Origin of the sequence: Burkholderia sp. BCC1644, from assembly GCF_902833225.1 — a bacterium.
Taxonomy (GTDB): domain Bacteria; phylum Pseudomonadota; class Gammaproteobacteria; order Burkholderiales; family Burkholderiaceae; genus Burkholderia.
The window spans coordinates 35,703-49,403 of sequence record NZ_CADFEI010000006.1; the positions used below are offsets into that span (position 1 = coordinate 35,703).

Consider the following 13,701-nt stretch of genomic DNA (forward strand, 5'->3'; position numbering starts at 1 on the left):
GCCGTCTCCATCCGGATCGATGCAGGAAGCGCGCGTTCAGGTCAGGACCAGTCGCGAAACGGGTTGTCCCACGTGGTCCAGCGTTCGGGGCCGGTGGCCATCTCGGCGTCGGTCAGCAGACACGCGTCGAAGCGCGCGCGCAGCGCGGGCTCGTCCATGTCCATGCCGATCAGCACGAGTTCCTGGCGTGCGTCGCCGACACGCTCGTCCCAGCGCGCGCGGATCTGCGCAACCGCTTCGGCGTCCTGCGGCCAGCGCTCGGGCGGCACAGCCGCCCACCAGTGGCCGGCCGGCCCGTGCCGCGCGACCGCGCCGGCCTGCGACCACGAACCCGCAACGGTCGGATGCGTGGCCAGCCAGAAGAACCCCTTCGAGCGGACGACACCCGGCCACTCGCTTTCGACGAGATCGAAGAAGCGCTGTGGATGGAACGGCCGCCGCGCGCGGTAGACGAAGCTGCGGATCCCGTACTCGTCGGTCTCCGGCGTATGCGTGCCGCGCATCTCCTGCAGCCAGCCCGGCGCGCGCGACGCCGCGTCGAAATCGAACAGGCCCGTGTCGAGCACGCGCTCGAGCGGCACCTTGCCGAACTCGGCGATCTCGATCCGCGCACGCGGGTTCAGCCCGCGCAGCAGCGCGACCAGCCGCTCGCGCGTGGTGCCGTCGATCAGGTCGATCTTGTTGATCACGATCACGTCGCAGAACTCGATCTGGTCGATCAGCAGATCGACAACGGTGCGCGCGTCCTCGTCGCCCATCGATTCGCCGCGCGACTGCAGGCTGTCGCGCGACGCGTAGTCGCGCAGGAAATTGAATGCGTCGACCACCGTCACCATCGTGTCGAGGCGCGCGACTTCGCCGAGGCTGCGGCCGTCCTCGCCTTCGAACGTGAACGTCTCGGCCACCGGCAGCGGCTCGGAGATGCCGGTCGATTCGATCACGAGCTGGTCGAAGCGCCCTTCGCGCGCGAGCCGGTCGACCTCGATCAGCAAGTCCTCGCGCAGCGTGCAGCAGATGCAGCCGTTGCTCATCTCGACCAGCTTCTCGTCGGTGCGCGACAGGCCCGCGCCGCCGTCGCGGACGAGCGCCGCATCGATGTTGACCTCGGACATGTCGTTGACGATGACCGCGACGCGCCGGCCCTCGCGATTGTTGAGGATGTGGTTGAGCAGCGTCGTCTTGCCCGCGCCGAGGAAGCCGGACAGGACGGTCACGGGAAGCCGCGTGGACGGATGAAGTGCGGTACGCATCGGGCGATTCCGGAAGAAGACGTTGAGGAGCGAATGATATATTGTATCGCAACGATATAACATATCATTCTGGACGTCCAGCACGCCGGTTGCACGGTGCGCGATTCATGACCCCGTCGGGCGCCGATTCGCCGCGAACGGAAGGCGGCCGCGGCGCCGCGCATGTCATGCCGAATGAAAGGTGTGCTTGATAAGCTCGGCGGCGAGACCGCTGGCTTGCCCACACCCGACCATGAAAAACAAAAACCTTGCAGTGTTGTCACTCTGCGCGGTGCTGCCCGGCATCGCGCTCGCCCAATCGATCGCGGCCCCGGCGCTGAAGCCGGGCGATACCTGGACCTACATCAACACCGTCGAAATCGGCCCGAACGGCTGGCGCCAGACGCGCGACCAGATTTCCGTGCAGCGCACCACGTCCGACCACATCTATGTCGAAACGCAGCAAAGCGGCGCGACGCAGGCGCCGCGCGAACTGGTCGTCGATTCGGACTGGAGCCGTTCGCGCAGCGTCAACGGCACCGAAACCGTCGTGAACCGCCCGCTGGCGTTTCCGCTGACGGTCGGCAAGACCTGGACGATCAAGTACAGCGAAGCACACCCGAATCCGCAGCATGCGTCGGAAACGTACGACACGCATTACAAGGTCGTCGGCCCCGATACCGTCACCGTGACGGGCGGCAAGTTCGACGCGATCAAGATCGAGGCCGAAGGCACGTGGAAGGCGCAAGCCGCGCCGGGACAGTCGATCACGTCCGGCGTATCCCGCAACGCGGGCGGGTCGACGATCGTGATGCAGAGCCGCAACAACGGCACGGCGGAACAGACCGGCAAGACCTACAAGGCGTTCTGGTACGTGCCGGCGGTGGGCCGCTGGGTCAAGTCGGTCGAGGAATACTACGACACGAACGGCGTGCGGACGGCGCGCTATTCGAACGAACTGGCGTCGTACAAGCGTGCCGGCACCGACACCGGCACGCCGTTGGCCGCCGCGCCCGCACACGCCTCCGCACCGCTGGAAGGCCCGCCTCCCGGCGATCAATGACGCAGACGGCGCGCGCGCCCACTTACGTATAGAGCGACGCCGGCGGCAATTCGCCGGTCAGCGCGAACCGGCCGACATCGCGCAGCCGGTAGTCGAGCGGATCGTGCAGCGTATGCGTGCGCGCATTCCGCCAGAAGCGGTCGAGGCCGAGCGACGCGGCCGTCGCGCGCGCGCCGCAGGCATCGAACAGCGCCTCGCCGTTGTCGAGCGCCGCGCGCTGCGCGACGATCTTCGCTTCCGATACCGCGAGCGCGACGTCGGCACGCTCGTCGGCCGTCAGCACATCCTGCTGCGCCCACGCGCGCTGCAACGCCTCGGCCGCGCGATCGGCCAGCGCCGCCGCGGCAATCGCGCGCACGTGCATGTCGCCGAAGCGCTGCAACGTGTACGGATCGTCTTCTGCCTGCGCGACGTCCGCATGAATCCATGGGCGGCCACGCTGCCGCACGTAATCGCGCGCCTCGGCCAGCGCACCTTCCGCGAGCCCGACGAACAGGTTCGTCAGCACGAGTTGCGACACGAGCGTGCGCAGCGTCGCGCGCGGTGTCGGCGGCGTCTCGGAGCGGTGCAGCACCTCGTCCGCCGCGAGCGTCACGCCGTCGAAGTTCACGCTGCCGCTGTCGGTCTGGCGCTGGCCGATCGGATCCCAGTCTTCGTTGACCGTGATCCCCGCGCGATCGGTCGGCACCACGCCGAACACGGTGCGGCCGGTCGCCGGATCGTGCGCGGACACCGTCATCCGCTGCGACCCGCGCGTGCCCGAACAGAAGCCCTTCACGCCGTCGAGCCGGTAGCCGCCATCGGGCGTCGCCGTGGCCACGAGCCGCGGGTCGAGCGGATTGACCGCATTGCCCCACCACCAGCCGTGCTCGACGGTGCCGCGCAAATAACGTTCGCGCTGCGCGGCGCTGCCCCATACGTCGACGCTCACGACCTGCAGGCACTGGAACCCGACGAGATGCGCGAGCGCGCTGTCGACGCGCGCGACCTGCCGGATCGCGTCGTAGATCGCGGGCCACCCCGCTTCCTGCCCGCCGAACGCGTGCGGCACCGCGAGCGTCAGCAAGCCCGCGTCGGCAAGCCACTGTTTCTCCTGCGCCGCGTGGCCGCCCGTGCGGTCGCGCACGGCGGCGGTCGCGCGCAGCGCGTCGATCGCGCGCGCCAGCGCCTCGCGATCGACGGCCGGGGCATCGGTATCCGGCGCGAAGGTCGCCGGGCCGCGTGGATCGTTCATGCAATGGCTTCCTGTGCAACGGTTTCGCCCGACAGCGGCACGAGCGCGCCGAGCGGGCGGCCGGTCAGCCGCGACAGGATCTCGCGCCGCCAGTCGTCGTAAATCGCGCGGTATTCGGCGATGTCCGCGCCGAACACGTGTGCGGTGTGCGCATACTCGTCGTGCAGATAACCGTCGAGCCGCGCCTGCGTTTGCTCGTCCGCCGCGATCACGCGATCGATCAGCGCGTCGCGTTCGGCGGCCGGCAACGCCTTCAGCGTATCGAACCACCACTGGACGATCTGCACGCGATGCCACTCCTCGTCCGGCCGGATCCGGTTCTCGCCGTGCTCGCGCATCGCGCCGTCGCCGATGCGGCCCGTCTTGCGCTGGATCCACAGCTTCGCGAGGATGTGCAGTTCGTAATGCCATTCGAAGGCGAGAAAACCCGCGACGTCGCGCACCGCGATGTCGCCGATGCGCGCCCAGTGCGCGGCGACGAGCCGGTCGATTTCCGGCAGCGGATCGCGCCCCGTCAGTTCGGTCACGCGTTCGCGGCCGATCACCGCGTGCGCGCCGTCGTCGCCGAGCTGGCGCGACAGGATCAGCTGGAAATGCGGATCGTCGCGGAACAGCGTGTCGATCGCCTTCGCGACGACCTGCACGATGAACAGGTCGTGCGACGCCATCTTCGTGTAGTAGTCGGCGACGGCGGCCCGTTCGTCGTCATTGCGCGGCTCGCGCGGCGGTGTCGCGAGCTTGGCCGGGAAGCCCGGACGATGGCGTCGCGCCACGTCGAGAAACAGCGCTTCCTCGAATGCTCCGTTCCATTCGCGCGGTGCGCCGATGGGAAAGGTCATGGGTTTTGTTCTCTCAGGATCATGAATGAAGCGAGCGGACGCTTGTGGCGTCGCTCAGGTACGCCGGGTCACGCGTCGGACCAGGCGGTCGCCCGTGATTTGCACGGCCGAGACGAGCGCGATCAGGATCACGATCACGGTCGCCATGACGGTGGTGTCGAAACGTTGATAGCCGTAGCGGATCGCGAGATCGCCGAGCCCGCCCGCGCCGACGGCGCCCGCCATCGCAGTCGAGCCGATCAGCGCGACGACGGTGATCGTGAAGCCGCCGAGCATGCCGGGCAGCGCCTCCGGCAGCAGCACGTGCCAGACGATGTGGCGGCGCTTCGCGCCCATCGCGAGCGCGGCCTCGATCAGCCCGCGATCGACTTCGCGCAGGCTCACCTCGGCGATCCGCGCGAAAAACGGGATCGCGGCGATCGACAACGGCACGACGGCCGCCCACACGCCGATCGTCGTGCCGATCAGCACGCGCGTGAACGGCAGCAGCGCGACGAGCAGGATGATGAACGGTGTCGAGCGGAACACGTTGACGAGCGCGCCGAGCACCGCGTTCACGCCGCGCCGCGCGTAGATGCCGCCGGGCGCGGTCGTGACGAGGATCACCGCGAGCGGAATGCCGATCAGCGCCGCAATCACGGCCGACGCGGCGACCATCGACAGCGTGTCGCGGATCGCGTCGAGCAGTTCGGGCCACCAGAGTTCAAACATAGCCGAGCACCTCGGCGTGATTCGCGTGGCGGCGCGCGCGTTCGAGCAGCGCGGCGACTGCATCGCGCGCATGCCGGGCGCCCCCGTCGTCCACGCCAGGCGCGGCCGCGATCACGAGCCGCCCCTGCGCATGACCTTGAATACGCTCGATCCCGCCGTGCAGGAATCGCACGGAACCGCCGAGCGCCGCCGCGAGCGCGCCGACGTCCGGCTCGCCGCCGCTCTCGCCCGTATAACGAACGTCGAGCACGACCTGCGCGCCGTCGGGCAGCGCGGCCTGCTCGGGCAACGGCTGCACGCGCGCAGCCAGTTCGGCCGGCAGGTCGTGCTGCAGCGTGCTGAGCAGCGCGCGCGTCGCGCCGTGGTGCGGATCGCCGAACACGCGCCACACGGGGCCCGTTTCGACGACTTCCCCCTGTTCGATGACCGCGACCGTGTCGCACACCGCACGGATCACTTCCATCTCGTGCGTGATCAGCACGATCGTCAGCCCGAGACGGCGGTTGATGTCGGCGAGCAGCGCGAGGATCGATTGCGTCGTCTCGGGATCGAGCGCGGACGTCGCCTCGTCGCACAGCAGCACCTCGGGATCGTGCACGAGTGCGCGCGCGATGCCCACGCGCTGCTTCTGCCCGCCCGACAGGCTCGCCGGGTACGCGTCGCGCTTCGCGGCAAGCCCGACGAGGTCGAGCAGCGCCTCGACCTTGCGCACGCGCTCGGCCTTCGGCACGCCGGCGATCTTCAGCGGCAGCGCGACGTTCTCGAACACCGTCTTCGCGGACAGCAGGTTGAAATGCTGGAACACCATGCCGGTGCGGCGGCGCAGCGCGACGAGCCCGTCCTCGTCGAGCGCGCCGACGTCGACGCCCTGCACGCGCACGCGGCCCGAACTCGGCCGCTCGAGCCCGTTCACGAGCCGCAGCAACGTCGACTTCCCCGCGCCGCTGCGGCCGATGATCCCGAACACCTCGCCGCGCCGTACATCGAGCGTCACGTCGCGCAACGCGGCGGCCTGGCCGCGCGGCGTCGCGAATACCTTGCCGACCTGCTCCAGCGACACGGCCACGCCGCCTGGTTGCACGGCCGCTTCCACACGTGTCGTTGCCCCCGCACCGGCAAGCACGGCCGACGGCTCGATGAAACCCAGCGTATCGAACAATTGCGTCATCGCTTCGCTCCGTCACGTTCAGGCATGCGCGGGATGCGCGGGTTCCGTTGCCGGCGCGGCTGCCGGCCGGTGCTGCGCGCCGGTGTGCCACGCAGGCAGGCGCGGGCCGGCGCCGAACAGCTTCTCGCGCAGCGTCGGCGCGGGATCGTAGTCTTCCTTGTAGACGCCGCGGTTCTGCAGCTCGGGCACGACCCAGTCGACGAAATCCTCGAACGATTCGGGCATCACGGTGCGCGTCAGGTTGAAACCGTCGATGCCGGTCTCGTCGATCCACGACTGCAGTTCGTCCGCGACCTGCGACGGCGAGCCGACGATCGGCGCATAACGGCCGCCGAGCGACATCTGTTCGAGCATGCGGCGCACGGTCCACGTACCGGTGGTGCTCTTGCGCGAGATCGCGTCGACGGCCGACTGGATCGAATCGGTCTTCACGTACGAAATCGGCTCGTCGAGGCCGTACTGCGCGAAGTCGATGCCGGTCGAGCTCGCGAAATGCGCGAGGCCGGCTTCCGGGCTCGCATGGCGCCGGTATTCGTCGAACTTCTCTCGTGCGAGACGTTCGGTCTCCGCCGTCACCACGCTCACGCCCGCGAAGATCCTGATCGATGCCGGGTCGCGCCCCTGCCGCGCGGCCGCCGCGCGGATATCGAGCGCCGCCGCGCGCGCGGCCGCCTTGCTCTGCCCGTTCACGAACACGCATTCGGCGTGACGGCCCGCGAACTCGACGCCGCGCGCGGACGAACCGGCCTGGTACAGCACCGGCGTGCGCTGCAGCGACGGCTCGCTCAGGTGGATCGCATCGAGCGAATAGAACGGCCCGTCGTGCTTCACGCGCCGCACCTTGCCCGGTTGCGCGAACACGCGCGCCTGCGCGTCGCGGATCACCGCGTCGTCGTCCCAGCTCTGTTCCCACAGCTTGTAGACGACGTCCATGTAGTCGTCCGCGCGCTCGTAGCGGTCGTCGTGGCCGATTTGCTGCGCGAGGCCCATCCCGCGTGCGGCGCTGTCGAGGTAGCCCGTGACGATATTCCAGCCCACGCGCCCTTTCGTCAGGTGATCGAGCGTCGACATGCGGCGCGCGAACAGGTACGGCGGCTCGTAGGTCAGGTTCGCGGTCACGCCGAAGCCGAGATGCCGCGTGACCTGCGCCATCGCGGGCACGAGCAGCAGCGGATCGTTGACGGGCACCTGCACCGATTCGCGCAGCGCGGCGTCGGGGCCGCCGCCGAATACGTCGTACACGCCGACGATGTCCGCGAGAAAGATCCCGTCGAACTTGCCGCGTTCGAGCGTCTTCGCGAGATCGGCCCAGTAGTCGAGATCGGTGTAGTGCGCGGAGCGGTCGCGCGGATGCGTCCACAGCCCGTGGTTGATGTGCCCGACGCAGTTCATGTTGAACGCGTTGAGCAGGATCTTCTTGCGGTTCGCCGTCGTCATGCCTGCCTCCGTCACCACGCGATCGCGTACAGCGAGCCGAACGCGTTGTCGAGCGCACGGCGCACGGCCGGCGAGTGCTGGTAGATCGCGATGAACTTGCGGATGCGCGGATCGTTCGCGCTTTCGGGGCGCACGACCCACTGGATCGCGAAGCTCTTGTTCTCGGTGCCGTCGAACAGCAGCGCGCTGTTCGGGTCGGTCGTGCCGGCGAGCTTGATGAAGCTCGGGTAGCCTTGCGCGAGATCGACGTCGTCGAGCGAGCGCGCGAGCTGCGACGCCTCGAGCGGGATGATCTTCAGGTGCTTCGGGTTGGCCACGATGTCGTGCGTGGTCGCACGGTAGTCGGTGCCCGGCTTGAGCGTGATGAGCCCGGCGCGCTGCAGCAGCAACAGCCCGCGCCCGCCGTTCACCGGATCGTTCGCGATCGCGACGCGCGCGCCATCCTTCAGCTCGGCAAAGCTCTTCACCTTCTTCGAATAGAGGCCGATCTTCATGATCGTGCCGGGTGCGATCGAGATGAAGTTGTAGCCGCCCTGCTTCTTCGCGTTCTCGAGAAACGGAATGTGCTGGAAGTAGTTGACGTCGATGTCCTTGTTCGCGAGCGCCGCGTTCGGCGTATTCCAGTCGGTGAACTCGACGATCTTCACGTCGAGACCCTGCTCTTTCGCCTCCTTCGCGGCGATCTTCAGCGCCTCGATCTGCGGGCTGGTCGAGATGCCGACCTTCAGCGGCGCGGTGTCGGCGCGCGCGCCGTTCAGCAGCACGACGCCGAGCAACGCGGCCATCAGCACGCGGGCCGCGCGGCCGGCGGAAAAGCGGGCGGTAAAAACGGGATGCAGCATGAAACCACTCTCCTGTCCAAAGACGGTATCGACGGATGAGCGACGCCGCGGCGAACGCGCGGGCGTTCTCCGGACAGTCGTCGTCGCATCGGAAAAGGATCAGCCGATGATAGAGAGCGGCGCGGGGGCGGTCTACGAAGCGATTGTGCGAAGAAAATCGCGCGCGGCGATATGGCGGGCGGCCGGACTGGACCGGGGGCTGGCCTGGCCCCCTGACCGGGCATCTGGCCGAAATCTCGGCCTGGGCGCCGGGCGAATTCCGAAATCTCGGCCAGCCGGTCGGCCAACCCTTTCCGCAGACGAAACAAATTCCTTATAAATCAATGCATTGGAAATATTCCGGCAGGCCGGATTTCTGGCACGGGGGTTGCGTAATAGAGGGCACACGATGCCGCGAAGCAATGCAGGCATTCCAACATCAGGAGACACGTCTTGCAGACCTCTATCCATACCCCGTCCCATCCGGAGCCGGTTTCCGACGCCGTCGCCACCCCGCGCGAGCGTTTCTGGCCGGAAGGCTGGTGGAAACTGATGGAAATCCGCATCGGCATCATTCCGCTGCCCGTCTACTTCATCCTGCTCGCGCTGATCGTCGGCTTCTCGGTGACGGGCAAGGTGCCCGGCGAGATCTCGATGGCGATCGCCGTGCTCGCATTCTTCGGCTTCACCTGCGCGGAACTGGGCAAGCGCCTGCCGCTGTTGCGCAACATCGGCGCGGCCGCGATCTTCGCGACCTTCGTGCCGTCGGCGCTCACGTACTATCACCTGCTGCCGAAGCCGGTGCTGAACCTGACGGTCGAATTCACGAAGTCGACCAACTTCCTGTACCTGTTCATCGCGTCGATCATCGTCGGCAGCATCCTGAGCATGGATCGCCGCGTTCTGATCCAGGGCTTCGTGAAGATCTTCATCCCGCTCGCGGCCGGCTCGGTTGCCGCGGCGATCGTCGGCACGGCCGTCGGCACCGCGCTCGGCCTCGGCGCGCGCCACACGCTGCTGTACATCGTCGTGCCGATCATGGCCGGCGGCGTCGGCGAAGGCGCGATTCCGCTGTCGATCGGCTATTCGGAACTGATGCACCTGCCGCAGGGCGAAATGTTCGCGATGGTGCTGCCGCCGGTGATGCTCGGCAGCCTGACCGCGATCATCCTGTCGGGCGCACTCGACATGCTCGGCAAGCGCCTGCCGCACCTGACCGGCAACGGCCGCCTGCAGGTCGGCGAAAGCGGCGACATGACGCCGGCAAGCGAAGAGATCCGCGGCCACGTCGACGTCACGCACATTGCGGGCGCCGGCATCACGGCGATCACGCTGTACCTCGTCGGCCTGATGGCGTTCAAGCTGTTCGGCCTGCCCGCGCCGGTCGCGATGCTGTTCCTCGCGGTGCTCGTGAAGCTCGCGCGCGCCGTGTCGCCGCCGCTGCAGGAAGGCGCGTTCGTCGTCTACAAGTTCTTCTCGACCGCCGTCACGTATCCGCTGCTGTTCGCGATCGGCGTCGCGATGACGCCGTGGGACAAGCTGACCGCCGCCTTCACGATCGTCAACGTGGTCACGATCGTGTCGACCGTCGCGACGCTGATGGGCACCGGTTTCGTGGTCGGCCGCCTGCTGAAGATGTACCCTATCGACACCGCAATCGTGAACGCCTGCCACAGCGGGCAAGGCGGCACCGGCGACGTCGCGATCCTGACCGCCGCGAACCGGATGCAGCTGATGCCGTTCGCGCAGATCGCGACGCGGATCGGCGGCGCAATCGTCGTCACGGTGACGCTGATCCTGGTCGCGCACTTCGGATGATGCGCCGCCGCGCGCACCGTCGCGCAGGCTGCTTCGCACGCGCCGCCGCCGGCCTTGCCGGCGCGCGGCGCGCGTCGTTACGGCAGGCGGTAAGGGACGACCGGTAGCGGACGACCGGTAGCGGGCTTCGATGAGGGCGAACGTGCAAAAAGGCTTCAAGGGAATCCCGTGGTGGGGCTGGGCATCGGCCGCCGCGCTGTATGTCGGCGTGGCCGGCGCAGCCGTCGATTTCGCGTGGGAACGCGCGATCGACGCGCTCGAGGAAACCGGCGCGCACCGGCTCGACCTCTATGCGTCGAGCCTGAAGAGCGAACTCGGCCGCTTCGAGATCCTGCCGGGCCTGGTCGCGCGGCAGGACGGCGTGCGCGCGATGCTGAAGGCCGCACCGCACGACGCGCCCGCACTCGTGCACTCGGTGAACACCTACCTCGAAGCCGTGAACCGCGACGCGGGCAGCGGCGCCGTCGACGTGATCGACCTGCAGGGCGAAGTGATCGCCGCCAGCAACTGGAACGAGACGATCAGCTTCGTCGGCACCAACGTGTCGTACCGTCCGTACTTCAAGGACGCGCTCGCGCGCGGCAGCGGCCGCTTCTTCGGCATCGGCACCAACACGGGCGTGCCGGGCGTCTACTTCGCGAGCGCGGTGCGCGACGACGGCGTGCCGATCGGCGTGGCCGCCGTGAAGATCAGCGTCGATTCGCTCGAATCGGCATGGCGCGCGCCGGGCGTCGCCGCGATGGTCGCCGACAGCAACGGCGTGGTCGTGATCTCGACCGAGCCCGCATGGAAATTCACCGCGCTGCGCACGATCACCGCGCAGCAGCAGCGCGACATCCAGGCGTCGCGCCAATACGCGGGCCGCACCGTCGACGCGCTGCCGTACCGCCGCATCGGCGACCGCAGCTCGGCCGCGTGGTTCGGCACGTTCCCCGATCCGCGCCACACCGGCCGCACCACGCGCTATCTCGTGATGTCGCGCCCCGCGCCGCAGGCCGGCGATTCGCTGATGGTGCTGCTCGACATCGCGGGCGCGCGGCGCCAGCAGCAGACGGCGTTCGTGTTCGTCACCGGCGCGTTCCTGATCGCGGCGCTGCTGGCCGGCTACGCGATCCAGCGCCGCCGGGCCATCGTCGCGCGGCTGAACGCGCAGGATGCGCTGCGCCGCGCGAACGACCGGCTCGAACTGACCGTCGTGCAGCGCACGGCCGCGCTGACGGCGACCAACGAACGGATGCAGCGCGAGATCGTCGAGCGCGAGCGCACCGAGCAGCGGCTGCGCGCGTCGCAACAGGAGGTCGTGCATGCGGGCAAGCTCGCGGTGCTCGGGCAGATGGCCGCCGGCCTCACACACGAGCTGAACCAGCCGCTCGTCGCGATCCGCACGCTGTGCGACAACGCGCGCACCTTCTTCGAGCGCGGCCAGCCGGCGCCGGCGCTCGCGAACCTCGAACGGATCGGCAAGCTGGTCGACAGCATGGCCGTGCTCACCGGCGAGCTGAAGACCTTCGCGCGCAAGCCCGACGTCGAGCGCGTCGCGGTGTCGCTGAACGAGGCCGTCGCGCATGCGCGGCTGATCTACGACGCGCGGATCCGCGACGAAGGTGTGCGGCTCGACGTGAACATTGCGCCCGGCACGACGGTGTCGGCCGAATCGAGCCAGTTGCAGCAGGTGATCGTGAACCTGCTCGGCAACGCGCTCGACGCCGTGCACGACGCGCCGGTGCGCCGCATCGTCATCGAAGCCACCGGGCCGGACGACGCCGGCCACGTGCGCTTCACGGTGGCCGACAGCGGCGCGGGCATCGCGCCCGACGTGCTGCCGCACCTGTTCGAGCCGTTCGTCACGACCAAGCCGCGCGGCCAGGGCCTCGGGCTCGGCCTCGCGATCACGTCGCGCATCGTCGAGGCGTTCGGCGCGAAGATCGCCGCGACGAACCGCGACGAAGGCGGCGCGCAGTTCAGTATCGAATTCGCGGCGGCAACGCCGCAACAGAGGATAGAGCATGGAAGATGAGATTCGCGTGCTGGTCGTCGAGGACGATGAAAACGTCCGGATCGGCGTCGAGCAGGCCGTCGCGCTCGCCGGGTTCCCGGTCGACGCATTCGCGTCGGCCGCCGACGCGCTTCATCACGTCGCGCCCGGCGCGCCGGTCGTGATCGTGTCGGACGTGCGGATGCCCGGCATCGACGGGCTGCAGCTGCTCGACCGCGTGATGGCCATCGATGCGCAGATCCCGGTCGTGCTGATCAGCGGCCACGCGGACATTTCCACGGCCGTCGGCGCGATGCAGGTCGGCGCATACGATTTCATCGAGAAGCCGTTCTCGTCGGACGTGATCGCAGGACGCGTGGCGCGCGCAGTCGAGAAGCGCCGCCTGACGCTCGAGGTGCAGGGGCTACGCGCGGCGCTGAACAACTGGCAGGGCATCGAGGCGTTCGTGCTCGGCAAGTCGCCCGCGATGGCCGACGTGCGCAAGAAGATCCTGCGCCTCGCCGATACGTCGGTGTCGGTGCTGATCACCGGCGAAACGGGCACCGGCAAGGAACTGATCGCGCGCAGCCTGCACGACTTCGGCGGCCGGCGCGACGCGCATTTCGTTGCGCTGAATTGCGGCGGCCTGCCCGAGCAGATCTTCGAGAGCGAACTGTTCGGCCATGAAGCCGGCGCATTCACCGGCGCGATCAAGAAGCGCATCGGCAAGATCGAATGGGCGGACGGCGGCACACTGTTCCTCGACGAGATCGAGACGATGCCGATTACGCTGCAGATCAAGATGCTGCGCGTGCTGCAGGAGCGTGTGGTCGAGCGGCTCGGTGCGAACGAGCTGATTCCGGTCGACTGTCGCGTGGTGGCCGCGTCGAAGGCCGATCTTGCCGAACTCGCGGCCGACGGGCGCTTTCGCGCGGATCTCTTGTATCGCCTCAACGTCGCGCAGATCGAGCTGCCGCCGCTGCGCGAGCGGCGCGAGGACGTGCCGCTGCTGTTCGAGCACTTCGTGCTCGCGGCCGCGCGGCGCTTCGGGCAGCCGGCGCCGGTCGTCACGGCTGCGCAGGTGTCCGAACTGATGACGCATGCATGGCCCGGCAACGTGCGCGAGCTGCAGAACGTGGCCGACCGCTTCGTGCTCGGGCTGACCGGCGACAGCCTGCTGTCGTCCGGCGAAGCGCCGGCCGTGGGCGACACGCTCGCGGAACAGCTCGCGTATTTCGAGCGGATGCTGATCGAGGACATGCTGCAGCGTCACAACGGCAACGTCGCGGATGCCAGCGTTGCGCTCGGCATGCCGAAGAAAACGCTCTATCACAAGCTGCGCAACCTGCGGATTCCCGCGCGCGGCGACGCGGCGGCCGATGGCGGCGAATGACGCGAACGAGGAT

11 protein-coding genes are annotated in these 13,701 nt (G+C 68.4%); 4 read left to right on the forward strand and 7 right to left on the reverse strand.

Annotated elements, in window-relative coordinates; translation table 11 throughout:
* Window positions 1-41: 41 nt before the first annotated feature.
* Window positions 42-1,250 (reverse strand): zinc metallochaperone GTPase ZigA, encoded by a 1,209-nt coding sequence (zigA, locus tag HWX87_RS13370; protein WP_208456528.1) that lies wholly within the window; start codon window positions 1,248-1,250, stop codon window positions 42-44.
* Between the two features lie 232 nt (window positions 1,251-1,482).
* Between zigA and HWX87_RS13375 the strand changes: the two genes are divergently transcribed.
* The gene (locus HWX87_RS13375; RefSeq protein WP_176047544.1) at window positions 1,483-2,292 is read left to right on the forward strand and encodes a hypothetical protein; all 810 of its coding nucleotides are present in this window, start codon (window positions 1,483-1,485) and stop codon (window positions 2,290-2,292) included.
* Window positions 2,293-2,314: 22 nt separating this feature from the next.
* On the opposite strand, the gene HWX87_RS13380 is transcribed toward HWX87_RS13375, so the two are convergent.
* From HWX87_RS13380 to HWX87_RS13405, 6 genes are read right to left on the reverse strand one after another with little or no spacing between them, the layout of a single operon-like run.
* Window positions 2,315-3,526, reverse strand: a complete 1,212-nt coding sequence (locus HWX87_RS13380; RefSeq protein ID WP_176047545.1) for an acyl-CoA dehydrogenase family protein — start codon at window positions 3,524-3,526, stop codon at window positions 2,315-2,317.
* Window positions 3,523-4,365, reverse strand: a complete 843-nt coding sequence (locus HWX87_RS13385) for a hypothetical protein (protein ID WP_176047546.1) — start codon at window positions 4,363-4,365, stop codon at window positions 3,523-3,525. The genes HWX87_RS13380 and HWX87_RS13385 overlap by 4 nt, the downstream gene beginning before the upstream one ends.
* Before the next feature lie 54 nt (window positions 4,366-4,419).
* Window positions 4,420-5,076: a methionine ABC transporter permease gene (locus tag HWX87_RS13390; RefSeq protein WP_152849614.1), complete on the reverse strand. Its 657-nt coding sequence runs from the start codon at window positions 5,074-5,076 to the stop codon at window positions 4,420-4,422.
* Window positions 5,069-6,244, reverse strand: a complete 1,176-nt coding sequence (locus HWX87_RS13395; protein ID WP_176047547.1) for an ATP-binding cassette domain-containing protein — start codon at window positions 6,242-6,244, stop codon at window positions 5,069-5,071. The genes HWX87_RS13390 and HWX87_RS13395 overlap by 8 nt, the downstream gene beginning before the upstream one ends.
* An 18-nt stretch (window positions 6,245-6,262) precedes the next feature.
* Window positions 6,263-7,681, reverse strand: coding sequence for an LLM class flavin-dependent oxidoreductase (locus HWX87_RS13400; protein WP_176047548.1), 1,419 nt, complete (start codon window positions 7,679-7,681; stop codon window positions 6,263-6,265).
* 11 nt (window positions 7,682-7,692) lie between these two features.
* Entirely contained in the window at window positions 7,693-8,466 is a 774-nt protein-coding gene (locus HWX87_RS13405; protein ID WP_226196178.1) for a MetQ/NlpA family ABC transporter substrate-binding protein, read from the reverse strand.
* Between the two features lie 489 nt (window positions 8,467-8,955).
* Here HWX87_RS13405 and HWX87_RS13410 point away from each other — a divergent pair, with 489 nt between their 5' ends.
* From HWX87_RS13410 to HWX87_RS13420, 3 genes are all read left to right on the forward strand, one after another.
* On the forward strand, window positions 8,956-10,320 hold the full coding sequence (locus HWX87_RS13410; protein WP_176047550.1) for a 2-hydroxycarboxylate transporter family protein: 1,365 nt from the start codon (window positions 8,956-8,958) through the stop codon (window positions 10,318-10,320).
* 130 nt (window positions 10,321-10,450) lie between these two features.
* Window positions 10,451-12,337 (forward strand): ATP-binding protein, encoded by a 1,887-nt coding sequence (locus HWX87_RS13415; RefSeq protein WP_176047551.1) that lies wholly within the window; start codon window positions 10,451-10,453, stop codon window positions 12,335-12,337.
* Complete coding sequence (locus HWX87_RS13420) at window positions 12,327-13,688, forward strand: sigma-54 dependent transcriptional regulator (protein ID WP_176047552.1); 1,362 nt, start codon at window positions 12,327-12,329, stop codon at window positions 13,686-13,688. Before HWX87_RS13415 ends, HWX87_RS13420 begins: the two co-directional genes overlap by 11 nt.
* The last annotated feature ends 13 nt before the right edge of the window (window positions 13,689-13,701 follow it).

What these genes read in the sequence shown, in the direction of transcription:
- zigA (WP_208456528.1), bottom strand. Translation starts at nt 1,250, where the DNA reads ATGCGTACCGCACTTCATCCGTCCACGCGGCTTCCCGTGACCGTCCTG.
- HWX87_RS13415 (WP_176047551.1), top strand. Translation starts at nt 10,451, where the DNA reads ATGAGGGCGAACGTGCAAAAAGGCTTCAAGGGAATCCCGTGGTGGGGC.
- HWX87_RS13400 (WP_176047548.1), bottom strand. Translation starts at nt 7,681, where the DNA reads ATGACGACGGCGAACCGCAAGAAGATCCTGCTCAACGCGTTCAACATG.
- HWX87_RS13375 (WP_176047544.1), top strand. Translation starts at nt 1,483, where the DNA reads ATGAAAAACAAAAACCTTGCAGTGTTGTCACTCTGCGCGGTGCTGCCC.
- HWX87_RS13390 (WP_152849614.1), bottom strand. Translation starts at nt 5,076, where the DNA reads ATGTTTGAACTCTGGTGGCCCGAACTGCTCGACGCGATCCGCGACACG.
- HWX87_RS13380 (WP_176047545.1), bottom strand. Translation starts at nt 3,526, where the DNA reads ATGAACGATCCACGCGGCCCGGCGACCTTCGCGCCGGATACCGATGCC.
- HWX87_RS13385 (WP_176047546.1), bottom strand. Translation starts at nt 4,365, where the DNA reads ATGACCTTTCCCATCGGCGCACCGCGCGAATGGAACGGAGCATTCGAG.
- HWX87_RS13405 (WP_226196178.1), bottom strand. Translation starts at nt 8,466, where the DNA reads ATGGCCGCGTTGCTCGGCGTCGTGCTGCTGAACGGCGCGCGCGCCGAC.
- HWX87_RS13395 (WP_176047547.1), bottom strand. Translation starts at nt 6,244, where the DNA reads ATGACGCAATTGTTCGATACGCTGGGTTTCATCGAGCCGTCGGCCGTG.
- HWX87_RS13420 (WP_176047552.1), top strand. Translation starts at nt 12,327, where the DNA reads ATGGAAGATGAGATTCGCGTGCTGGTCGTCGAGGACGATGAAAACGTC.